This window comes from Psychroserpens sp., assembly GCF_034670085.1.
Lineage (GTDB): Bacteria > Bacteroidota > Bacteroidia > Flavobacteriales > Flavobacteriaceae > Psychroserpens.
Genome location: NZ_JAXMOD010000008.1, coordinates 175,664 through 197,651, shown reverse-complemented (window position 1 = coordinate 197,651; position 21,988 = coordinate 175,664). Strand labels below are relative to the sequence as shown.

Genomic DNA, 21,988 nt, shown 5'->3' with positions numbered 1-21,988 from the left:
ATATAGAATATTTTCTATATTTAAAATATTTTAATATTTTTACGTTATAGAAATCTGGTATTGCACTTAATAAACATGAAATATATTTATTTTCTCCTACTTATCTCTCAATTTGGTTTTAGCCAATCTCCTTATCCTCAAGACTATTTTAGAAACCCATTGGACGTTACTTTAGTATTATCAGGTACTTTCGCCGAACTAAGGTCGAATCACTTTCATTCTGGTTTAGATATTAAAACCCAACAACGTACAGGTTTAAATGTATATGCTGCAGCTGAAGGTTATGTGAGTCGGATAAAAATTTCTCACTTTGGTTACGGAAAAGCACTTTACATTACGCATCCAAATGGCTATGTTTCAGTGTATGCCCATTTAAAAAAGTTTTCTCCTACAATCGAAGCCTATATCAAAAAGTTACAATACGAAAAAGAGTCTTATGAAATTGAAGTCTTTCCTTCACCTGAAGACTTGCCAATTAAAACCGATGAGATTGTTGCATTTTCTGGTAATTCTGGAAGTTCTGGTGGTCCTCACCTACATTTTGAAATTAGAGACAACGCAGAACGACCAATCAACCCTATGCTTTTCGGAATTGCCATTAAAGACACCAAACGTCCAGTAGTTTTAGCAATTTACGCCTATCCAAAAGATAGAAAATCACATGTTAATGACATTAAAACTAAAAATGAATTGCGTCTCATTCCTAGTAAAAATGGAGATTACAGTGTAGAAGGCATTGAAGCCTTTGGTGAAATTGGTTTTGGTGTGGTTAGTTATGACCAACAAGATTTAGCACATAATAAAAATGGCGTGAGCAATATTCAAACTTTTTTTAATGGCAATAAAAATTTTGAAATGGATTTCAAGCGTTTCAGTTTTGATGAAACAAAACACCTTAATCGATACATTGATTTCGAAATTTTCAAAACCAAAAAATCCCGAGTTCAAAAACTATTTGTCCAATCTGGAAACACGTTAAGCATGCTCAAAGATGTTGAAGATCATGGATACATTCGTGTTGAAGACAGTACATCTTCAGTTTATAAAATTAGAATTCAAGATTTTGAAGGCAATGAAACATGGGTTAATATTCCTATAAAAGGGAAGAAAGCAAAAGAAAAACTAGAAGGTTACGATCTTCAACCAGCCTATTATGTTCAGGCCAATGAATCATTAAGACTTGAGGATAAGAATATATCTGTTTATTTTCCAGCAGATACGTTTTATGACAATTTTCATATTGATTTTGCCGTTAGTAGTGACACTCTAACCTTACATAAGGACGTTGTCCCACTGATGAAAAACTGTACAATTAGCTATAATATTGAGAACTATTCCGAAGAAGATAAAAGTAAGCTTTTCATAGCAAAACTTTATGGCTACTACAAAAAACCATATTACGTTAGCACAAGTAGACAAGGAAATTATTTGACAGCAAGAACAAAATCATTAGGCACTTTTACCTTAGCAACAGATTCTATCAGCCCAACTATAAAACCTGTAAATTTTCAAGATGGTAAATGGTTAAGCAAATTAGAACACCTAAAAATTAAGATTGAAGATGACCTTTCTGGAATTAGTAATTACAGAGCTACAATTAATGGAAAATGGATTTTAATGGAGTACGATTACAAAAAAGACACACTCACTTATCATTTTGATGACAATGTGATTTCTAATACTGAAAATAATTTGAAAGTAATTGTTATAGATAATATTGGAAATAGTTCTACATTTGAAGCAACGTTTTTTAGAAAATAAAAAGAAGCCTTTTGAAAATAAATAGTCTACTCCTATTACTCTTATTAAGTTTACCTCTTATTGGTATCTCCCAAAATGCAACAGTTAAAGGTGTAATTCTTGATGATCAGCAACAACCTATTTATAATGTAAGCATTAAAGCTGGTGATTCGGGAACTACAACGAATGAAAACGGGTTTTATGAACTTAAAATCCCAGCAAATACAGACGTTACAATCGTATTCACACATTTATCGCACAAACGTGTTGAAGCTAAATTTAACTTGAAAAATGGCGAGGAAATAGAATTCAATCCGGTCATGAAAGTTGAAGTAGAGCAAATTACGACTGTTGTCATAAATAGCAACACTAAACAATCTGTTGAAGGCATTGTTTCCATTCCACCAGCAGTTTTAAGAACCATTAAAGGCGCGCAGCCTGGTGTTGAAAACATTTTAAAAACCTTACCTGGTGTAAATATCTCTAATGAATTGAGCACACAATATTCTGTTCGTGGAGGAAATTTTGATGAAAACCTTGTCTATGTGAATGAAATAGAAGTTTATCGTCCTTTTTTAATCCGCTCTGGACAACAAGAAGGCTTGAGTTTTGTAAATACTGATTTGGTTCAAAATGTGGATTTTTCGGCAGGTGGATTTCAGGCTAAATATGGTGATAAATTGTCTTCTGTTTTAGATATTACCTACAGAACACCGCTTAAATTTGGGGTAAGAGCTGAAGCAAGTCTTCTAGGTGGAAGTATGGCTGTCGAAACCGTGAGTAAAGATTCTAAGTTTTCAGGAATTGTAGGACTGCGCTATAGAGATAATAGTTTATTCATTAATTCTTTAGAAACTGAAACCAATGTTGTTCCTGTTTTTGCAGATGCACAAACGTATTTAACATATAAGTTTTCAGATAAATTTCATTTAAACTTCCTTGGAAACATATCGCTTAATAAGTATAATTTCGAACCACAAAATAGACAAACCAACTTTGGTACTTTAGATCAACCTGTTGCATTGTTAGTCTTTTATGATGGTCAAGAAAAAGATCAATACTTAACTACTTTTGGTGCTTTTAAAGCCAATTATTTTCCTTCTGAAGATCTTACCTTGAAATTGATCGCTTCTGCTTATCATACCACTGAAGAAGAATACTTTGATATATTGGCTCAGTACAGATTGGGTGAAGTTAATAGTAATATTGGAGATGAAAATTTAGGTGAAGTTGAGTTTAGCGAAGGTATTGGTTCGCAATTGACACATGCAAGAAATGATTTAGATGCATTAATCTTTAATGTAGAACACAAAGGTGATTACAAATTAGATGAAGAAAGCACCTTTGAATGGTCTCTAAAATACACACATGAAGATATTAGAGATCGTTTGGTAGAATGGGAAGTTATAGATAGTGCAGGTTTTTCAGTGAGACCTCCAATTTTCGATATTCCAAATAACCAACCTTACGAACCATTTGAAGGACCTTTAGTTGCCTTTGAAAATGTTAGGGCGACTAACGAAGTACAAATAGACAGATTGCAAGCTTATGCGCAATGGAGCAAACGTTCAATGCTTGGCAATCACGACGTATTTTATAATGCTGGTGTTAGAGTTCATAATTGGACCGTAAATAGCAAAATTCCAAATCAAGACGGCATAACTAGTTCTACTCAAACAGTTTTTAGTCCGAGAGCACAATTTGCAATTAAACCAGATTGGGACAAGGATATGCTGTTTAGGATTGCAGGCGGAATGTATTACCAACCTCCTTTTTATCGTGAATTAAGAGATTCTTCAGGAACAGTTCAGCCTAATGTTAAAGCTCAAAAATCTATTCATATGGTTTTAGGTAATGAATACAGTTTCAAAATTTGGGATCGACCTTTTAAATTGGTTACCGAAGCCTATTACAAACATATAACTGATGTAAATCCTTATACTCTAGAAAACGTAAGGATACGTTACAGAGCTAAAAATAATGCAAAAGCCTATTCCTACGGACTTGATATGCGCCTTAATGGAGAGTTTATTCCGGGTACTGAAAGCTGGTTCAGTTTTGGGTATTTGAAAACAGAAGAAAATATAGATGACAGAGGTTTTATTGCAAGGCCTACAGATCAACGTTTAAAATTTGGAGCCTTATTTCAGGATTATATGAAAGCCATTCCTGATTTAAAAATGTATTTAAATCTTGTATACAATACAGGTGTTCCAGGAGGTTCTCCGAGTTATGCAGATCCTTATCAGTTTCAAAATCGTTTACCTGCTTATAAACGAGCAGATGTAGGGATTTCCTATCTTTTGGTAGATTCTAACAAAACATACGATCAAAAGTGGAAGCAACGTTTTGAAGAGCTCTCTATAGGCTTTGAAATTTTCAATATTTTCAATGCTCAAAACTCAATTACTAATACTTGGGTGCGTGATGTCTACAGTAAACGTCAATTTGCAGTGCCTAACTTTTTAACGCCTCGTGTATTTAATGTACGTTTAAGTACTCGATTTTAAACAAACTCTTTTAGAACCTCAATAACATAATCAATATCAGCTTTGGTATTGAATGTGCTAAACGAAAACCGCACAGAAGGACGTTTTAAATGTTCCTCGTCTAAAATCTGACTAAGTACATGTGAGTTTTGCGAACTACCACTTTGACAAGCGCTTCCTTTAGAACATGCAATTCCTTTTAAATCTAGTTGAAACTGCAACAGTGAAGCCTTTTCTTGAGCAATTGGCAGGCATACATTTATTAATGTATACGTGCTGTTTTCAATATCTGAACAACTACCATTAAAAAAAACATTGGGAAACATCGCTTCTAATTTTTCAATGAAGTACGTTTTAATACCTAAAATATAATCGCGTTCCGTTTCTAGATTATTATACGATAGTTTCAATGCTTCATCCAAACCTACGATATTATGAATAGCTTCAGTTCCCGCTCTAAAGCCTCTCTCCTGTTCACCTCCCAATATTGAGCCTTTAATTCCCGAATTCTTTCGTATAAACGCAAAACCAACACCTTTAGGTCCATGAAATTTATGCGCACTAGCCGCTAAGAAATCTATAGGGATATTTTCTAAATCCAATTGGTAATGCCCAACAGATTGTACAGTATCACTATGAAATAATACATTATTGCGCTTACATAAATTTGCAACCAATGCTATATCTAATTTGTTTCCGATTTCGTTGTTAATATGCATTAAACTAACTAATTGCTTCGTATTAGAATTTAATAATTGCTCTAATTGAACATAATCGATATGTCCATTAGCATTTAAGTTAACATAGGTTACTTGAATTCCAAACTCGACTTCTAGAGCTTCAACGGTATGCAAAATGGCATGGTGCTCAATTTTGGATGTTATTATTTCTTTTACACCAAGATCTCTAACTGCGCTTCGCAAAATTAAATTATCAGCCTCAGTGCCACCAGAAGTGAATACAATTTCAGAAGCAGACACCTTAAAATGAGAAGCAATTGATTTTCTGCAATTTTCAATTATAGATTTAGATTGCCTTCCATAACTATGTGTAGATGAAGGGTTTCCAAAATAATTTTTCATATTTTCACTCATGCGATTAATAACCTCATCTCGCAATTGAGTCGTAGCAGCATTATCTAAATAAACAGTAGTCATAAACAATTAAAATAGGTCTACAAAGATGCAACATTCTTGTGGTAATTAAAACCATTAGTATCCAATCAAAATTATTTGTTAATCCTATCGTTATAAATTTACAAATCTCTATTTTTGTTTTTTAATGAATTACAGCATGCGAAAACTTATTTATATACTTTGTTTTGGATTTTTATTCACTACCTGTGATGATGGTGATATTGTTGAAGTTACTTTAGATTTTGAAGATGAATTTAAGCAATGTGGTAGCCTTGTATTCTTCAAAACAAATGCAAGTACTTCAGAGTCTTTATCGATTCAATTTGGAAGCTTAACCATTGAAGACATTCTAGAAGTTGATGAGAACTTTTTGTATGAAGACACATTACCATTAGGTGGCTCAAACGTATTAAATTATAGAAGTTATGCTAATTTACCAGCTGACAATCTTTTATTCTGTAATGATATTCCACCTTCTAATATTGGTATTGAAAGAGATGAAGTAAGTATTGGTGGTGAAGTTTTTATTAGAACTGTTTTAGTTGAAGACGATAATGACGGCATCCCTTCAATCCTTGAAGATCTTAATGGAAATGGAGATTTAGAAGATGATGACTTTGATAACGATGGTATACCGAATTATTTGGATGCCGATGATGATGGAGATAATGTGCTGACCATAACTGAACTTACAGATTTCGATAATAATGATGATGATGGAGATCCTCTTACAAATCCAGAAGATACCGATGGTGATGGAAATCCGAATTATCTAGATACCGATGATGATGACGATGGTGTGCTTACTCGCGATGAAGATTTGAATTCGAATCTAAATCCAACAGATGACAATACAAATACGCCAACAGATGGTTCTATTGACCTTGTAGATTATCTTGATAATACAACTGCAAACCCAGTAATAGCAACTGAATTTAGACCTCATATCATTAGAATGATCTATACAATTACCGCAACAGTTTCAAATATTTCTCTACCTTCAATTACACAACAGACGCTTGAATTTGGAACGCTAAACGATTCTAGTATCACTAATGATGAACGATTAGGAGAACCTGTATTTATTGATTAATATTCTGATAGATATAGACTTCTGTAGCACCATTTCCATACTTTTGTAAATCAGCATCATAATATTTGATGTTTTCATAACGCCTGAAAAGAGTTTCTAATTCCATTTTTAGTACGCCTTCACCAACGCCATGAATAAAAACGATTTTTTGAATTCGTTTACGCATCGCAAATTCCAATTGCCGTTTAGCCGTATCCATTTGAAGCGTGAGCATGTCGTAATTTGACATTCGTTTATTCGAATCTGTTAGCTTATGAATATGCAAATCAACCTCCATGGTTGGTAGATTACGCTCTTTTGGCTTCTTTCGAACAGAAAGTTTCTTTACATGTTGTTCTTTTTGCTTGATAACCTCTTCCAAGCCCTCATTAGAGAAGATGTCTTTAGTAAATGATTTGCTTTTAATCAGTTCGCTAGATTTAAATTCTAAAACAAACCCATCACTTGTTTCAATACCTATTATATCGTTGTTAACTTGAACTATAACACCAAAAATATCATCATCTAAAACGGAAACTTTATCGCCAATTTGGAATTTCATCAATTGTTATCATTTTGATTATTTTCTTCTTCATCTTTTTTACTTGGAATATTTCTAGAAATTCTATAAATACCCATCATTAAAACCATAATTCCTCCTATGAGGATATACTGATTTTGATCTTCGTCAGCTTGAGCGTAAATAGCTACAAATGCGCCAGTTACGATTAAAATATAGCTTATTATTCTTGATATTTCCATAGTTTATCGGTGAAAATTTACAATTTATCGAAATTACACTTTTATCACTAATTATCAAGCAGTTATTTCCTATATTAATGTTGGGATTTAAATTTATTTGCTATGACAAAAATTACTTTTTTACTAATTTTATGCATTGGAATATCATTAAACGCTCAAGTAGGTATTAATAATGCAGACCCAAAAACAGAACTAGATGTTGAAGGTGCTATTTCACTAAGAGAAGGTAATGTATTAACTCTAAGTAATGGTAATACAAATAACAATATCAATCTAGGCGCTACACCCTATTCTTTTTATAGAATCACTGGCCCAACTGCAAGCTTTACAATAAGTAGTATTGCACCAGCAATTGCTACAGCAGATGGTCAAATTGTAACCTTCGAAAACACAACAGACCAACCTATGGTCATTAGACATAATGGTGGAGGAACAACTGAAAACAGAATTTTATGTCCTGGTGCCCAAAATTACACCTTGTATGGACAGTATGCTACCATTACATTCCAGTATAATAATACACAAAACAGATGGGTAATTGTTAATCGAGTGGATGCTCGTTATGGTGATAATATTAGAAGTGTAATTGGAACATCAAATATTGGTATCAATACTAACACGTTTACTGACATGACAAATATGTCTATTACTTTTACTCCAAAACACAGCACTGTTTATCTAAATTTCAGTGCTGCTGGTCATTCAGATATTGGAAGTGGTATCCAACAGTATGTAGATTTTAGATTGGTCAATGTTACTGCAGGTAATGCTGTTTTAGCTGGAACCTCTTCCTTATGTACAGATTTCGACTTCGATGATATTTTAGGTTCAATTTCTATTACATCATGGAATGCACATTTTACAATGTTTCCAGTTTCGGTAACTCCTGGAGTTTCAACAACATTAAAAATACAATGGAGTCGAGATGGTAATTTTCCTGCTTCAGTTTATAACTGGGTTACTGCACTACCCGATTCTGCACATAGAAGCTTAACTATTTTAGATTAATATTTATGAAGACTCCAATTAAAACTTTTATACTCTGTTTATTTCTATTATCTTACAGCGTTTTAGCATTTGGTCAGGAATCGAAAAAGAACTTAGATTCATTAGAAACAAAAAAAATAGCGAAATCTAATTTTAATTCTAGGCAATCAACAACGCTTAATACTAAAAAATCAAAAGTATTAACTAAAAAATCAAGGGTATTAACTAAAAAAAAAGCTACGTCTACTAGAAAAGATTATGTAATTAAAAAGGATTCGGTACATTCAAAAAAACATATCCAAACTAATAAATTTTCGAATAGAAAAGGTGTGATCAAAAACAATGACTCTTTAAGTCGCAATCACATTATAAACACGAGTAAAACTCAAAAAAAGAAAACATTAAAAAAAACTGATTCGTTACGTAAGAAACAAATTATTAAGACTCAATAACTAACCCATCATGAAGAATAAACTTTTACTTATAATCATCGCTTTAATTACGAGTTTTACTTTTGCTCAACCAGATTTATACGTTGATAACAATAGTTTTATTTACGCAAGAGACGTTGTTGTTTTTGTAAATGATGATATAAGACTTGAAACACCAACTTCAAATTTCTACTTAAGAGGTGATTCACAGTTATTACAAAATAATGATATAAAAAATTCTGATGCTGGAGAGCTTTCCGTTTATCAAGAACAAACTAAAGGAATATATGAGTACAATTACTGGTGTAGTCCTGTTGGTGTTAGTATTGATGGTACTGTACGAGCTAATCTTTCTTTTAATGGATCAAATATCCATGACCCACAAGATCATACAGATTTAACTAATGTAAATTCTATTGCTTATGCGTTTACAAGCGCTTATAATGGTACAGCCACTGAACTATCAAATTATTGGATGTGGTCTTTAGAATCTGCTGGAGGCTATAATGGCTGGAACCAAATTTTCAATTCAGGAAATGTAAGTACTGGTTATGGTTTTACAACCAAAGGAAGTCCAAATGCCAATAACACTTTAGATTTTAGAGGACGTCCTAATAATGGAGACATTACGTTTAATTGTTTTTTTAATGGCACAGATGCCGATCCAAATTCTGGATTAGATGACCAAGTTTCTACATTAACAGGAAATCCTTATCCATCTGCACTTGACCTTAAGTTGATTTATGTAAATGTTGCTAATAACCAAGCTCGATTAGATGGCAATATATACTTTTGGGAACAAAAAGCCGTTGGCACGCATTATTTACAAACCTATGAAGGTGGTTATGCCGTTTATGCTCCAGGAAATTTAGCCGATCTTAATGATAATGGCACGTACACTAGAGCCACATTTGGAAACTTTGACGGTAATGGTGGAGATGTAGGAGCAACATCAGGATTAAGTCCTAATTACACTCCAAACAATGCTAGACGTTTCGCAGCTATTGGACAAGGATTTGTCGTTAATAGTGTTGATAATTCAGGTGCTCCTGGAGGTGGTGTGATTACCCTTAATAATTCCATGAGGCTTTATCTTGCTGAAGATTCTGTTCCAACTGGTAATGGTTCTATTTTTGGGAGATTAAATTCTGAAGGAGAAGAAGCTATAGCAATGTCACATAATGGACTTGATTATATGGATATCATCAATAATCCAACAATTATTCCAGAGATTAGAATTCATACCAAAGTGAATGATTTGTATTACAGAGAAAGTGTAATTGCTTTTAGAGACAATACAAATTTGAGTTATAATAAGTTTTGTGATGGTAGAAATATTTCTGAATTAAGTGATGATGTCTATTTTTTAGCAGACAACCATAAGCTGGTAATTAAATCATTGACTTATGACCAGGAAGCAAGAATCCCTTTAGTACTTAAGGCTTCTGGTCAAACTACATTTAGTCTTACTATTAATCAATTAACTCATGTTGATGATGAAGTTAATGTATATCTCTACGATGGAGAGAATAATACATATACTAATATAATAGACGGAAGTTTTGATATTTCACTAGGAGAAGGTCAGTATGAAAACCGTTTTGAGATAACATTTAGTAATGAAGATACTTTAAGTACCAAAGACATTACTATTTCAGATTTTATAGTTTTTCAAGACAACAACAATTCACTATTAACAATTAAAAATCCTAATAGCCTAGATATTAATAGCATTGCTCTCTTTGATGTTTCAGGAAAACAGGTCATTAATACAATTGATATAGAAAACAAACAGTCTTACAGTTTTTCTACTAAAAACTTTAGTGATGGTGTTTATGTAACTGTGATTGGCCTAGAAAATAGTGAACCTCTTTCCAAAAAATTGATCATAAAAAATAACTAAGTATTAGAAAAATTACTTTTTTAGTTTTAGTACTTTTGTATGATGCTTTTTAAATTTATGCTTTCTCCAGAAGAATACATGCTACCTTGTTTAAACAAAACTCTTTTAGGAGTAGAATGTATGGGTTGTGGTATTCAACGTTCAGTAGCGTTAATATTTCAGGGTGAATTGGTTGCAGCATTCAAAATGTATCCTGCAATTTTCACACTTATATTATTGTTTGCATTTATTGGACTTAATTACTTCAAAAATTATAAATTTGCTGGTAAGATTATTATTTCCTTAGCTATTATCAATGTTATTATAATAGTTGGGAACTTTGTATTAAAAACTTTTATTAACTAACATCAACTTTTATGGACGACCAAGTACAACAAAAATTACCTAACGCAACTACTGCCTTAGTTTTAGGAATCATTTCATTTATTGCATGCTGTTGTAGTATGGGAATAGGTGGATTTATTTTTTCAGGTATTGCATTCTATCTTGTAAAAAAAGACACTAAGTTATATACTGAAAATCCTAGTGCATATTCAAATTACAGTCAATTGAATACTGCAAAAATTATAGCAATTATTGGTTTAGCATTAGCGGCTTTGTCGTTTATATATTCAATTTACAGTATTTGGTCTATGGGAGGCTGGGATGCATATATGGAACAGATGCAAGACGCAATGAAGCAATTTCAAAATGCAGGATAATTTATTTCTGAATACAAAAAAAGCGACCAATTGGTCGCTTTTTTTATTCTTTAAATAGTTCTAATCTTCAAAATCTTGAAGTGTCTTTTTTATAATTGAAACACAATCTAGTAATTGTTCTTCAGTCATTACTAAAGGAGGTGCAAATCGAATAATATTTCCATGTGTTGGCTTAGCAAGTAAACCATTATCACGTAGAGCTAAGCAAATATTCCAAGCTGTATCACTTTCTTCATCATCATTAATGAGAATAGCGTTTAATAAGCCTTTTCCTCTTACTTCGTTTACAATAGAACTTGTTTTTATAAATGAATTCATTTCTCTTCTAAACAACTCACCTAAATGAAATGCGTTTTCAGCTAGTTTTTCATCTTTGACAACTTCTAGAGCTGCAATTGCAACAGCAGCAGCAATTGGATTACCTCCAAAAGTACTTCCATGGTTTCCAGGTCGAATGACATTCATAATATCATTATTAGCCATAACAGCAGATACTGGATATAAACCTCCACTTAATGCTTTACCTAAAACCAAAACATCTGGCTTTACATCAGGTGTTCCCGAACAATTTTTGTCTGGACAACTACAGTTACCACAACTAGCTAATAATCTACCTGTACGAGCAATTCCGGTTTGAACTTCATCGGCAATAAATAATACATTGTATTTTTCACATAAAGCTTTAGCTTCTTTCAAGTAATTTTCGCTAGGCACAAAAACTCCAGCTTCCCCTTGAATAGGCTCAACCATAAAACCTGCAACATTAGGATTACTCTCTAAAATAGTTTCTAATGCTTTAATATTATTGTATTCAACTTTAATAAAACCATCTGTATATGGTCCGAAATTCTTACGAGCTACAGGATCATTAGAAAAGGAAATAATAGTAGTTGTACGTCCGTGAAAGTTATTTTCACACACAATAATTTCAGCTTTGTTTAAATCGATTCCCTTTACTTCATAAGCCCATTTACGACAAAGCTTCAAAGCAGTTTCAACAGCTTCAGCTCCTGAATTCATAGGAAGCATTTTATCGAATTTAAAAAACTCAGTCGCAAACTTCTCATACTTCCCTAGCATATCATTATAAAATGCTCTCGAAGTTAGTGTTAGTCGTTGCGCTTGTTCTGTCATAGCATTGACAATCTTTGGATGACAATGCCCTTGGTTTAAAGAAGAATACGCAGATAAAAAATCGTAATATTTTTTTCCTTCTACGTCCCAAACAAAGACACCTTCGCCTTTAGTTAATACTACTGGTAATGGATGGTAATTTTGCGCTCCATACTTGTTTTCTAGTGCCATCGCTTCTTGCGATGAAATGTGGTCTAAAACAGCCATTTTAATTTGTTTTAAATTAATAAATAACCATTCCTTATCTACCTTTATCCTTTCGAAGAGTCCGAAAATTCAGCGTGGGAAAGAAATCATCCCTAAGGCTTGCAAATTAATACTTTAAAATCTTATTCGGAAATTTTTCCAGACAATGATGATACTTGCAACTCTAAACGCTTCATTTCTCTAAGAATCGCATTTTTATCCATTTGCATCCAAGCGAAAACTTTGAGCATACTTACACCGAGTAAAAATACAAGTCCACCTATTCCCCATTTTATAAGTTCATTCGTTTCAGTAGTCTCAAAGAAATTAACTGTACAGTAAATAAATAATCCAAAGAAGATTAAAGTCATAATATTCATTACTATTATAATCCATTTATTTTTACCTGTAAATAAGCCACCTACCATTCCCAGAACATTCTGTTCTTCTAGTGAATCATAGAATTTAGATTCTTCTTGAGTTAACGTCTCTTTAATTAATTGATCGATATCTTCCATATTTGTTTTCATAGTAATAAATTTATAGAACATGGTGTTTAGCTTGTTTGTATTTATAAACACTCTATTCTTGGTTTTTATGTCTTGCCAATTATTGGCTTTAATATTAATTTTAGTTTTTCTCTTGCGTGAAACAATCTTGATTTTGTTGTACCAACAGATATACTTAAAAGTTCACTTATTTCTTTTAACGAGTAATCTTCTGTATAAAATAATCTTAAAACAATTTGTTGTTGTTCAGGTAAGCGTTTTATCGCTTTTAACAGTGACGCTTTAAGGTCTATGTTTTCTTTATCATCCTCTACAAATGAAAGATGTGACTTATCAAATTCTGTTTCTTTTGAATGTTTCCTGCTTCGTTCTCTCAAAGCATCCAACGATTTAGAATACACAATACGCAATGACCAACTTTTAAAACTCGATGGATTTTGCAAGGTATGTAGTTTATCCATTATCGTTTGCCAGCAATCTTGCGCTATATCTTTAGATAAACTAGTGTCTTTCACCAACCAATATGCTTTTTTGCAGTATATCAAATGCCATCGCTGAACCAATTTAGCCATTGCTTTTTGATCACCAGCTTGATAAGCTATAACCAGTTCAGTATCTATATGACTATCTTTTTTCAATTATGCATGTTTGGTTTGAATCGATTTTCGCTTATAAAAGTCTCTCAATATAATCACCCAAAGATTGTATGTTGTTGCTTTCTTTTCTTTTGAAAAATAATTCTCTACATTATCAAAAGCTTCTTCAATTAATGCATCGTGTAACCAACGAATCACAAATATCCATAAAAAGCTAGCTTTAAAAGTTGTATTCATTGTTATAGTATGACTAATTTCAGACGTATCTTGAGAAAGAGACCTCATATGTAATTCATGAGTTCCATTAAATCCATCTGGTTTTGTGAATTCAAATTTTATATGGCTTCCAGCTTCAAACGCAGTGATCGTATAACGAATTTGACCATGTCCTCCTCGACTTCCTATCTTTAACCCATCTTTAAATCGCATTGCTGGCCATTGTTTAGAAGGCCAAATTAGATCTTCATTTGTTGCTAAGGTTTTAAATAATTCAGATACCTCTTCTTTAGGTTGATGAATTATTCGTGCATGACTGTTAATGACTCTCATATTCTAAAGACGTAGAAAAAATAAAAAGGTTCATTTTATTTTGAAGTTTTTTAAAGATAATCCTAATTACTTACATTTTTATTTATGGCTATTGTTATTTTTGCTTTATGGCTAGACGTAAAAGTAAAAGACAAGTTTTTGAACACATTGAAGTGATTGATGCTGGTGCAAAAGGTAAAACAGTTGCAAAAGCTCCTGATGGTCGTGTTGTGTTTCTCCCAAACGCCGTTCCTGGTGATGTAATTGATGTGCAAACATTTAAAAAACGTAAGTCATATTACGAAGGAAAGGCAATCAAATTTCATACCTTATCTGATAAACGAACTGAACCTAAATGTGAACATTTTGGAGTTTGCGGTGGTTGCAAATGGCAACACATGGATTATAAGTATCAATTGGAATTTAAACAAAAAGAAGTGACCAATAACCTAGTTCGCATTGGTCATTTAGAATTGCCTGAAGTCTCTCCTATTTTAGGATCTGCAGAACACTATTTTTATAGAAATAAAATGGAATTTTCCTTTAGTGATTCTAGATGGCTTACTCAAGAGGAGGTTGAATCTGATAAAGATTTAGGTGATCGAAATGCCTTAGGATTTCACATTCCTGGCATGTGGGACAAAATTCTCAATATCAACAAATGCTGGCTTCAAGCTGATCCTTCAAATGACATTAGAAATGCAGTACGGGATTTTTCTATTAAAAATAATTTAGAATTTTTTAATACGCGTCAACAAACTGGCCTGCTTCGTACGATGATGGTGAGAACATCAACTACAGGAGATCTAATGATAGTCATTCAGTTTTTTAAGGAAGATAAAGACAAACGAATTTTGCTTTTAGATTTCATAGCTGAAACATTTCCACAGATTACTTCTTTACAATATATCATTAATAGTAAAGCCAATGATACTATTTATGATCAAGATGTGATATGTTATAAAGGCAATGATCACATTTTTGAAGAGATGGAAGGTTTACGTTTTAAAATAAATGCTAAATCGTTTTATCAAACCAATTCTGATCAGGCGTTCGAATTGTATAAAATTACACGTGATTTTGCGGGTCTCAAGGGCGATGAACTCGTATATGATTTATATACAGGAACTGGAACCATAGCTCAATTTGTTGCTAAGCAAGCCAAATTTGTAGTTGGTGTTGAAGCTGTTCCAGATGCCATAAAAGCCGCAAAAGACAATGCACAATTAAATGGGATTGATAACGTTGACTTTTATGTTGGTGATATGAAGAATGTATTTAATTCAGAATTCATAAATAAAAATGGTCAACCTGACGTTATTATTACAGATCCACCACGAGATGGCATGCATAAAGATGTAGTTCAACAAATACTGAATATAGCTCCAGAGAAAATAGTATATGTAAGTTGTAATAGTGCCACCCAAGCCAGAGATTTGGCTTTAATGAATGATATTTATAAGATAACAAAAACACAAGCAGTAGATATGTTTCCCCAAACACATCATGTTGAAAATGTTGTACTTTTAGAACGTAGAAGCTAATCTAGATACTGAACAAATACAATTAAATTGAAACTAAAGACCATACAATATTTCCTAATTATTATTTTCACAGTTAGTTTTATAAGTTGTGAACGTGATGATATTTGTCCTGAAGATGTGCCTACAACACCTCGATTAATCTTAGAATTTTTTGACATTTCTAATCAGGACAACAAAAAAAATGTCACAAAACTATTTATTCAAGGCGTTGATAATATTGCGCCTCTTTCAGGATATCTTGGCGACACTAATGAAAACACTGTTGAGTTACCATTAAAAACAGATGATAATACCACAAGTTTTCGTTTCATTCGCGATTATGCCATTAATGATAATGGAACTCCAGATGATACAAGTGATGATTTTCAAACTGGTAATGAAGATATTATTATAATTAATTATACAGCTGAAAACGTTTACGTATCTCGAGCATGTGGCTACAAAACCATTTATAAAGCAGTGAGTGTCCAATTTGGAGAAGTAAATGTTACAGACAGATGGATTGTTCTGGCACAACCCTTAACCGATAATCAATCAATTGAAGATGAAACAACGATACATTTCAAATTTTTTCATTAGTAGTTGCCTCTTTCTCTTCTGTTGTGCATTAAATGCTCAAAACACTATTGATGGAGAAACGAAAACGGATACCTTAATTTTCAAACAAAAATATGGGTTACGACTTGGTGCCGATTTAGGCAAACTAGTTAAAACATTTATTGATGACGATTACACTGGTTTCGAACTAAATGGAGATTATAGATTAACGAAAAAAATATATTTGGCTGGTGAATTAGGAACTGAAGAAAAAACAATTTCAACAGATTTCTTGAGCGTAACGGCTTCTGGTAGTTATTTTAAAGCTGGTATTGACTACAATTCTTATCAAAACTGGTTGGATATGCAAAACATGATTTATTTTGGTTTTCGTGTTGGTGCAAGCACATTCAATCAAAATCTAAATAACTATACCGTTTATAATCCCAACCAATATTGGCCGACTCAATTTTCTTCTAGTGAAGCTAGAAAAGTAAATGGTTTAACGGCAATTTGGGGAGAAATCATCGTGGGAATTAAAGCAGAATTATTTAATAATTTGTTCTTAGGACTTAATGTTCAAATAAAAAGCTTGATTAGTGAAGATATTCCTGATGATTTTGAAAATTTATTTATACCTGGTTTCAATAGAACGTATGATAGTGGTCGTTTTGGAATTGGCCTAGGTTATAATTTATCCTATCTCATTCCTATTATTAAAAAGGACAAAAAAGTGGTTACCGAAAAGGAAGAATAAATTTAGCTGACGCCTATTTAGTCATAGACCTAATCTACAATACTGAAAAATTCATAAATATTTTATATCTTTTCCATTATACTAATGTATAGATATTATGGATAAAGATTCAATTGCCAATCTTATAGACGATAAAAACCAAGCCTTAATTAATTGGATTTCAAAACAAGACGATGAAAAATGGCTTGAAGGTCCAAACGGTAAATGGACTACAGGACAACATGCACTGCATTTGCTCCAAAGTTTCAAACCTCTTAATGCTGCTTTAAGCATGCCCAAATTTGTATTGCGCTATAAATTTGGTAAGGCAAATAGACCTGTTAGAGATTATCAAACGGTTGTTAATCGTTATCAAGAACGTCTTAAAGGTGTTGAAGGTAAAACTTTTGGACCTTCAAAAAACATGGGAGTTCCTGCGATTTCAGAAAAGCAATACTTATTAGATCGTTTGCAAGTGGAAAGCAAAAAACTTCAGTATAAAACAAGGAAAATTTCAGATAAAAATTTAGACAGTTTAATCCTTCCGCATCCTTTAATGGGAAAGATGCCGATTAGAGAAATCATAATGTGGACAGCTTATCATATTGAACACCATACCAACACACTTAAAGAAAAGTATTAATCCATCAAAATGGCAAACAACATTTAGTTATTCATATACTTACCTTTCTTGCTGCCTTCATACATCACATATTTCACAAAACGTGCTTCTAGCTTAGCATTTACAAGATGTATTTTACGTGAAGGACGCAAGCCAACATGTTTCAAAGCATCTAAATTAGATGTAATAAACCAAGCATCAGTTCCAGGATAACCTTGTTTTAACGTGTCTCCAATATCTTTATAGAATTCTTCCATATCAATATCTAATCGCTCTCCATAAGGTGGATTAAACACCATGTGCAGTTTTTCATCACCACCTTTTTGAGTCTTAAAGAAATCTTCATGTTGTATATGCACAAACTCTTCTAAATGCGCATTTTTTATATTCTCTTTTGCCTTAGTTACAGCACTTGGTGATTTATCATAACCAATTATTTTATGATGAAAATCTCTAGTCTTATTAAGAAGCGATTCTTCAATTTTTTCAAATAAATCAACGTCCCAATCTGGCCAACGTTCAAAAGCAAATTCTTTGCGCATCAAGTTTGGTGGAATATTACACGCAATCATAGCCGCTTCAGCCAAAATAGTTCCACTACCACACATTGGATCCATGAAATCCGATTGTCCGTCCCAACCCGAAAGCATAACTAAACCTGCAGCAAGAACTTCATTAATTGGCGCAATATTAGTTGCTGTTTTATACCCTCTTTTATGTAATGAATCTCCTGAAGCATCTAAAGAAATATTACACGTATTTCTATCGATATGAACATTTATTTTTACATCTGGAAATTTTAAATCTACATTTGGTCGCTGTCCATCAGTATCTCTAAATTTATCAACAATAGCATCTTTTGTTTTTTGGGCTATATAAAGGGAATGCGTAAATACCTGAGAATTTACTGTGGCATCAACTGCCAATGTACCAGTAGGCTTTAGATAATCTTCCCATGGCATTTTGTAAATATTGTCGTAAAGGTCTTGCTCGTTTCTTACTTTAAAGGTGTGAATAGGTTTAAGAATCTTAATCGCAGTGCGCAAAGCAAGATTACATTTATACATAAAACCTTTATCACCTGTAAAACTAACGTTTCTTACGCCTTTTTTTACATGCATAGCTCCTAGTTGAATAAGTTCACGCTCTAATAAATCTTCAAAACCAAATAAGGTTTTGGCCACCATTTTATAATTATTCTCCATAAGATACGACTAATAGATAGCAAAAATAAAGTATTTTTGTGGCTTAAAAGAAGAATTAAATAGATTCCCATAGCTATGGGAAATAAACATGGCAGAAGACACACAGCAATGGTACGCATCTTGGTTTGACACACCTTTTTATCATATTCTTTACAAGGATAGAGATCATAGCGAAGCACAATTGTTTATGGACAACCTAACGGAATATTTAAACATTCCTGAGCATGGTAAAATTCTCGATCTTGCTTGTGGAAAAGGTCGTCATTCGATGTACTTAAATTCTTTAGGCTATGATGTTACAGGTGTAGACTTATCTGAAAATAGCATTTCTTACGCTAAGCAATTTGAAAATGAGACTCTACATTTTGATGTACACGATATGTGTAAGCCTTACGGAAAAAAATTTGATGCTGTATTTAATTTATTTACCAGTTTTGGATATTTTGAAAATGAAGACGACAATCTCAAAACAATCAAATCAATAAAAGCCAACTTAAACGACTTTGGGTTTGGGGTTATTGACTTTATGAATAGTGATTTTGTAATCAATAATCTTGTTCCTGAAGATGTTAAAACGGTTGATGGCATCGATTTCATGCAAAAACGACACGTCGAAGATGGTTACATAATTAAAACCATTACATTTAGCGCTAATAATGAAAATTATAGTTTTCAAGAACGTGTAAAAGCGCTTACATTAAAAGATTTTGAAATTCTTTTTGAAAAAGCAGGTGTTTATTTATTAGATGTTTTTGGAGATTACAAACTAAATACGTTTCATAAAAACAGTTCAGAACGTCTAGTTATGGTTTTTAAATAGCCAATAGTATTATTTAAGATGAGTATTATTAAAAAATGAATACATATTTATTACCCATATTTGCCGTAGTTTTTGGAGTAGGTTTAGCGTTTCTTAGCAAACATAAAAAAACTATAAACACGAAGCTCCTACTCTCCTTTAGTGGTGCTTTTTTATTAGCATTAACACTTTTTGATTTATTACCAGAGGTGTACGAACATTTAGACGTTAAACTTACTGGTCTTTTCATCATGTGTGGTATATTGCTTCAGATTATTTTGGAGTTTTTCTCAAAAGGTGCAGAACATGGACATGTTCATATTCATAAAAACGAAACGGCATTTCCGTGGTTATTATTTATAAGTTTATGCATTCATAGTTTCCTAGAAGGTTTTCCTATTCATGAACACAATGATATGGTGTATGGTGTTTTGATTCATAAAATTCCAATTGCAACTTTAATTACTGCGTTTCTATTACAATCAAATTTTAGTAAGTTGCATATTATTTTCTTTTTACTAGTGTTTACAGTCATGACGCCTTTAGGAACTTTAATATCTAATACTTCAGAAATTGCAACGAACTACATTTATACTATTAATGCGATTGTAATTGGCATCTTTTTTCATATTTCTACTACCATTTTATTCGAAAGTGGTGAAGGTCATAAATTCAACCTTTCAAAACTTATTGCCATAATTTTAGGTGTCGGAATTGCCTATTTTATTTAATTATGTTTTCTAAAGAAGAATCACGACAGTTACGAGAAGAATTTTGGACGAGCTTCGGAAAGTCATTTCCAAGAAAATGGATTTTATATGATACAAAAATTAAAGGCTTTTCTTTTAAATTTCATTTTGATACAAAATCGGCATTGATAGCCTTAGACCTTGAAGATGATTTAGAAAAACGGATTAATTCTTGGGAAAAGCTACTAAGTCTTAAAAGCATCCTTAAAGCAGATTACTTACCAGACGTTATTTTTGAAGAAGAATACTACCTAGAAAACGGAAAGGAAATCTCTAGAATTTATCTTCCACTGGAGCAAAAAGTATCCATTCATAATAAAAACTCATGGCGAGAAGTTATGGTGTTTTTTAATACTACTATGGATAAATTCGAAAGCTTCTTTACAGATTTTGAAGACATCTTAAAAGATTGAATTTTATAAAAAAACAGATAATTTTCGATACATTTGCAGTGAAAATTCAATAGATAGAATTACATCATTTTTAAGAAAAACAATAGTACATCCATAACGGAAACCCAAAACCTTTTGTAATGAAAAATACAGCCTTAACAGAAACACATCAAGCACTTGGAGCAAAAATGGTTCCTTTTGCTGGGTATAATATGCCAGTACAATATGATGGTGTAAATATTGAACATGAAGCGGTAAGAACTGGTGTTGGTGTATTTGATGTCTCTCACATGGGAGAATTTTTAATCGAAGGTCCACATGCTCTTGATTTAATTCAAAAAACATGCAGCAATGATGCTTCAAAATTAACAGTTGGTAAAGCACAGTATAGTTGCTTACCAAATGATGATGGTGGTATTGTAGATGACTTAATTATTTATAGAATTAAAGAGGACACATATTTATTGGTTGTTAATGCTAGTAATATTGAAAAGGATTGGAACTGGATTTCATCTAAAAATGATGTTGGAGCAGACATGAAAGATATCAGTGAAAATTATTCGCTATTAGCAATTCAAGGTCCAAAAGCGGTTGAAGCTATGCAAGCATTGTCTAGCCATGATCTTTCAGAAATAAAATTTTACAACTTTGTTGTTGGTGATTTTGCAGGTGTTGAGCATGTTATTATTTCTGCAACAGGTTATACTGGAAGTGGTGGATTTGAAATTTATTGCAAAAATTCTGAAGTAAAACAGGTTTGGGACAAAGTAGTCGAAGCTGGAGCAAAGCCTATTGGTTTAGCTGCGCGTGACACCTTACGTTTAGAAATGGGTTATTGTCTTTACGGAAATGACATTGACGATACAACATCTCCTATTGAAGCAGGTTTAGGTTGGATTACAAAATTCTCAAAAACATTTACCAATTCTGAAGCCTTAGAAGATGAAAAACGTCGCGGACCAAAGCGTAAATTGGTTGCTTTTGAACTCGATGACAGAGGTATTCCACGTCATGGATACGATATTGTTGATTCTAGCGGAAAAAAGATTGGTGTGGTGACTTCTGGAACCATGTCTCCTAGCCTAGGAAAAGGGATTGGCTTAGGTTATGTACCGACCATTTTTTCTGAAGTTGGAAGTAAAATAAATGTACAAATTCGTAAAAATGCAATACCTGCAACTATAGTAAAATTACCTTTTTACAAGGGATAATTGATGTATTGAGATTGAT

23 protein-coding genes are annotated in these 21,988 nt (G+C 32.6%); 15 read left to right on the top strand and 8 right to left on the bottom strand.

The annotated features are described in order from the left end of the window. Positions 1–75: 75 nt before the first annotated feature. Both VOI25_RS14030 and VOI25_RS14025 read left to right on the top strand, forming a co-directional pair. A complete protein-coding gene (locus VOI25_RS14030; protein ID WP_323789712.1) occupies positions 76–1,761 on the top strand; it encodes a M23 family metallopeptidase in 1,686 nt (561 codons plus the stop codon). Between the two features lie 11 nt (positions 1,762–1,772). Then, positions 1,773–4,250 carry a TonB-dependent receptor gene (locus VOI25_RS14025; RefSeq protein ID WP_323789711.1) on the top strand — a complete coding sequence of 826 codons (2,478 nt, stop codon included), beginning with the start codon at positions 1,773–1,775 and terminating at the stop codon, positions 4,248–4,250. On the opposite strand, the gene VOI25_RS14020 is transcribed toward VOI25_RS14025, so the two are convergent. Then, positions 4,247–5,386, bottom strand: a complete 1,140-nt coding sequence (locus VOI25_RS14020; RefSeq protein WP_323789710.1) for a cysteine desulfurase family protein — start codon at positions 5,384–5,386, stop codon at positions 4,247–4,249. The two genes, VOI25_RS14025 and VOI25_RS14020, sit on opposite strands and share 4 nt — an antisense overlap. Positions 5,387–5,522: 136 nt before the next feature. Between VOI25_RS14020 and VOI25_RS14015 the strand changes: the two genes are divergently transcribed. Then, positions 5,523–6,458, top strand: a complete 936-nt coding sequence (locus tag VOI25_RS14015; protein ID WP_323789709.1) for a hypothetical protein — start codon at positions 5,523–5,525, stop codon at positions 6,456–6,458. Here VOI25_RS14015 and VOI25_RS14010 read toward each other — a convergent pair. Both VOI25_RS14010 and VOI25_RS14005 read right to left on the bottom strand, forming a co-directional pair. Next, positions 6,448–6,999, bottom strand: coding sequence for a Smr/MutS family protein (locus VOI25_RS14010; protein WP_323789708.1), 552 nt, complete (start codon positions 6,997–6,999; stop codon positions 6,448–6,450). The genes VOI25_RS14015 and VOI25_RS14010 overlap by 11 nt on opposite strands. Further along, entirely contained in the window at positions 6,999–7,199 is a 201-nt protein-coding gene (locus VOI25_RS14005) for a hypothetical protein (protein ID WP_323789707.1), read from the bottom strand. Before VOI25_RS14005 ends, VOI25_RS14010 begins: the two co-directional genes overlap by 1 nt. Before the next feature lie 102 nt (positions 7,200–7,301). Between VOI25_RS14005 and VOI25_RS14000 the strand changes: the two genes are divergently transcribed. The 4 genes from VOI25_RS14000 (at position 7,302) to VOI25_RS13985 (ending at position 11,221) form a co-directional block, all read left to right on the top strand. Then, the gene (locus tag VOI25_RS14000; protein ID WP_323789706.1) at positions 7,302–8,207 is read left to right on the top strand and encodes a hypothetical protein; all 906 of its coding nucleotides are present in this window, start codon (positions 7,302–7,304) and stop codon (positions 8,205–8,207) included. A gap of 441 nt (positions 8,208–8,648) precedes the next feature. After that, the gene (locus VOI25_RS13995; RefSeq protein WP_323789705.1) at positions 8,649–10,520 is read left to right on the top strand and encodes a hypothetical protein; all 1,872 of its coding nucleotides are present in this window, start codon (positions 8,649–8,651) and stop codon (positions 10,518–10,520) included. Between the two features lie 57 nt (positions 10,521–10,577). After that, complete coding sequence (locus VOI25_RS13990) at positions 10,578–10,865, top strand: DUF2752 domain-containing protein (RefSeq protein ID WP_323789704.1); 288 nt, start codon at positions 10,578–10,580, stop codon at positions 10,863–10,865. A gap of 11 nt (positions 10,866–10,876) precedes the next feature. Continuing rightward, a complete protein-coding gene (locus VOI25_RS13985) occupies positions 10,877–11,221 on the top strand; it encodes a CCC motif membrane protein (RefSeq protein WP_323789703.1) in 345 nt (114 codons plus the stop codon). A 60-nt stretch (positions 11,222–11,281) separates the two neighbouring features. On the opposite strand, the gene rocD is transcribed toward VOI25_RS13985, so the two are convergent. The 4 genes from rocD to VOI25_RS13965 form a co-directional block, all read right to left on the bottom strand. Beyond that, positions 11,282–12,562, bottom strand: coding sequence for an ornithine--oxo-acid transaminase (rocD, locus tag VOI25_RS13980; protein ID WP_323789702.1), 1,281 nt, complete (start codon positions 12,560–12,562; stop codon positions 11,282–11,284). 122 nt (positions 12,563–12,684) lie between these two features. Then, positions 12,685–13,071: a DUF6768 family protein gene (locus tag VOI25_RS13975; protein ID WP_323789701.1), complete on the bottom strand. Its 387-nt coding sequence runs from the start codon at positions 13,069–13,071 to the stop codon at positions 12,685–12,687. Between the two features lie 65 nt (positions 13,072–13,136). Next, positions 13,137–13,688 (bottom strand): RNA polymerase sigma factor, encoded by a 552-nt coding sequence (locus VOI25_RS13970; protein WP_323789700.1) that lies wholly within the window; start codon positions 13,686–13,688, stop codon positions 13,137–13,139. Beyond that, positions 13,689–14,195 (bottom strand): hypothetical protein, encoded by a 507-nt coding sequence (locus VOI25_RS13965; RefSeq protein WP_323789699.1) that lies wholly within the window; start codon positions 14,193–14,195, stop codon positions 13,689–13,691. A 107-nt stretch (positions 14,196–14,302) separates the two neighbouring features. Between VOI25_RS13965 and rlmD the strand changes: the two genes are divergently transcribed. The 4 genes from rlmD to VOI25_RS13945 all read left to right on the top strand — a co-directional run bounded on the left by rlmD (position 14,303) and on the right by VOI25_RS13945 (position 17,634). Next, positions 14,303–15,718, top strand: coding sequence for a 23S rRNA (uracil(1939)-C(5))-methyltransferase RlmD (gene rlmD / locus VOI25_RS13960; protein WP_323789698.1), 1,416 nt, complete (start codon positions 14,303–14,305; stop codon positions 15,716–15,718). A gap of 27 nt (positions 15,719–15,745) precedes the next feature. Further along, positions 15,746–16,297, top strand: coding sequence for a DUF6452 family protein (locus VOI25_RS13955; protein WP_323789697.1), 552 nt, complete (start codon positions 15,746–15,748; stop codon positions 16,295–16,297). Next, positions 16,263–17,012 (top strand): DUF6048 family protein, encoded by a 750-nt coding sequence (locus VOI25_RS13950; RefSeq protein WP_323789696.1) that lies wholly within the window; start codon positions 16,263–16,265, stop codon positions 17,010–17,012. The genes VOI25_RS13955 and VOI25_RS13950 overlap by 35 nt, the downstream gene beginning before the upstream one ends. A 97-nt stretch (positions 17,013–17,109) precedes the next feature. Continuing rightward, a complete protein-coding gene (locus VOI25_RS13945; protein ID WP_323789695.1) occupies positions 17,110–17,634 on the top strand; it encodes a DinB family protein in 525 nt (174 codons plus the stop codon). A 23-nt stretch (positions 17,635–17,657) separates the two neighbouring features. Here VOI25_RS13945 and VOI25_RS13940 read toward each other — a convergent pair whose 3' ends face one another. Next, entirely contained in the window at positions 17,658–18,818 is a 1,161-nt protein-coding gene (locus VOI25_RS13940; protein WP_323789694.1) for a class I SAM-dependent RNA methyltransferase, read from the bottom strand. An 88-nt stretch (positions 18,819–18,906) separates the two neighbouring features. Here VOI25_RS13940 and VOI25_RS13935 point away from each other — a divergent pair, with 88 nt between their 5' ends. From VOI25_RS13935 to gcvT, 4 genes are all read left to right on the top strand, one after another. Continuing rightward, positions 18,907–19,638 carry a class I SAM-dependent methyltransferase gene (locus VOI25_RS13935; protein WP_323789693.1) on the top strand — a complete coding sequence of 244 codons (732 nt, stop codon included), beginning with the start codon at positions 18,907–18,909 and terminating at the stop codon, positions 19,636–19,638. Between the two features lie 35 nt (positions 19,639–19,673). After that, entirely contained in the window at positions 19,674–20,348 is a 675-nt protein-coding gene (locus tag VOI25_RS13930; protein ID WP_323789692.1) for a ZIP family metal transporter, read from the top strand. Positions 20,349–20,350: 2 nt separating this feature from the next. Further along, positions 20,351–20,779: a DUF4268 domain-containing protein gene (locus VOI25_RS13925; RefSeq protein WP_323789691.1), complete on the top strand. Its 429-nt coding sequence runs from the start codon at positions 20,351–20,353 to the stop codon at positions 20,777–20,779. 119 nt (positions 20,780–20,898) lie between these two features. Beyond that, a complete protein-coding gene (gene gcvT / locus VOI25_RS13920; protein WP_323789690.1) occupies positions 20,899–21,969 on the top strand; it encodes a glycine cleavage system aminomethyltransferase GcvT in 1,071 nt (356 codons plus the stop codon). Positions 21,970–21,988: the final 19 nt, after the last annotated feature.

Excerpts from the sequence above, each read along its gene's own strand:
- VOI25_RS14030 (WP_323789712.1), top strand. The coding sequence starts at position 76 with ATGAAATATATTTATTTTCTCCTACTTATCTCTCAATTTGGTTTTAGC.
- VOI25_RS14020 (WP_323789710.1), bottom strand. The coding sequence starts at position 5,386 with ATGACTACTGTTTATTTAGATAATGCTGCTACGACTCAATTGCGAGAT.
- VOI25_RS14015 (WP_323789709.1), top strand. The coding sequence starts at position 5,523 with ATGCGAAAACTTATTTATATACTTTGTTTTGGATTTTTATTCACTACC.
- VOI25_RS14010 (WP_323789708.1), bottom strand. The coding sequence starts at position 6,999 with ATGAAATTCCAAATTGGCGATAAAGTTTCCGTTTTAGATGATGATATT.
- VOI25_RS14005 (WP_323789707.1), bottom strand. The coding sequence starts at position 7,199 with ATGGAAATATCAAGAATAATAAGCTATATTTTAATCGTAACTGGCGCA.
- VOI25_RS14000 (WP_323789706.1), top strand. The coding sequence starts at position 7,302 with ATGACAAAAATTACTTTTTTACTAATTTTATGCATTGGAATATCATTA.
- VOI25_RS13995 (WP_323789705.1), top strand. The coding sequence starts at position 8,649 with ATGAAGAATAAACTTTTACTTATAATCATCGCTTTAATTACGAGTTTT.
- VOI25_RS13990 (WP_323789704.1), top strand. The coding sequence starts at position 10,578 with ATGCTTTCTCCAGAAGAATACATGCTACCTTGTTTAAACAAAACTCTT.
- VOI25_RS13985 (WP_323789703.1), top strand. The coding sequence starts at position 10,877 with ATGGACGACCAAGTACAACAAAAATTACCTAACGCAACTACTGCCTTA.
- rocD (WP_323789702.1), bottom strand. The coding sequence starts at position 12,562 with ATGGCTGTTTTAGACCACATTTCATCGCAAGAAGCGATGGCACTAGAA.
- VOI25_RS13975 (WP_323789701.1), bottom strand. The coding sequence starts at position 13,071 with ATGAAAACAAATATGGAAGATATCGATCAATTAATTAAAGAGACGTTA.
- VOI25_RS13965 (WP_323789699.1), bottom strand. The coding sequence starts at position 14,195 with ATGAGAGTCATTAACAGTCATGCACGAATAATTCATCAACCTAAAGAA.
- rlmD (WP_323789698.1), top strand. The coding sequence starts at position 14,303 with ATGGCTAGACGTAAAAGTAAAAGACAAGTTTTTGAACACATTGAAGTG.
- VOI25_RS13950 (WP_323789696.1), top strand. The coding sequence starts at position 16,263 with ATGAAACAACGATACATTTCAAATTTTTTCATTAGTAGTTGCCTCTTT.
- VOI25_RS13945 (WP_323789695.1), top strand. The coding sequence starts at position 17,110 with ATGGATAAAGATTCAATTGCCAATCTTATAGACGATAAAAACCAAGCC.
- VOI25_RS13940 (WP_323789694.1), bottom strand. The coding sequence starts at position 18,818 with ATGGAGAATAATTATAAAATGGTGGCCAAAACCTTATTTGGTTTTGAA.
- VOI25_RS13935 (WP_323789693.1), top strand. The coding sequence starts at position 18,907 with ATGGCAGAAGACACACAGCAATGGTACGCATCTTGGTTTGACACACCT.
- VOI25_RS13930 (WP_323789692.1), top strand. The coding sequence starts at position 19,674 with ATGAATACATATTTATTACCCATATTTGCCGTAGTTTTTGGAGTAGGT.
- VOI25_RS13925 (WP_323789691.1), top strand. The coding sequence starts at position 20,351 with ATGTTTTCTAAAGAAGAATCACGACAGTTACGAGAAGAATTTTGGACG.
- gcvT (WP_323789690.1), top strand. The coding sequence starts at position 20,899 with ATGAAAAATACAGCCTTAACAGAAACACATCAAGCACTTGGAGCAAAA.